1 pseudogene is annotated in these 248 nt (G+C 59.3%); it reads left to right on the top strand.

Going from position 1 to position 248, the window contains the following annotated elements:
- Window positions 1–248 (top strand): annotated as a pseudogene (locus tag B4113_RS20650) (transposase); the annotation flags it as partial.

The following is a 248-nucleotide window of genomic DNA, read 5'->3' as shown; positions in this document are numbered from 1 at the left end:
CCGTGGCCTCGATGACGCGGTGGTGCTGCTGGCTTGGAAGGCGGATGAACCGATGACGCCAGATCATCTCCATGTCATCTTCGACACCGACCGGGAGCTGAGTGACGAAGACATCTTGCGTTACGATGCCCAGCGCTGGACGATCGAATGCGTTTTCCGGCAGGCCAAAGACCAGCTGAAGTCAGGTGGACCGTGTTCGCCACGTTCGGGCGGTGAAACGGTATTGGGCAGTGGTGCTATTTGCCTGC

The organism is Geobacillus sp. B4113_201601 (genome assembly GCF_001587475.1).
Classification (GTDB): Bacteria; Bacillota; Bacilli; order Bacillales; family Anoxybacillaceae; genus Geobacillus; species Geobacillus icigianus.
The sequence above is the reverse complement of the archived record's forward strand: the minus strand, read 5'-3'. Positions and strand labels throughout refer to the sequence as shown.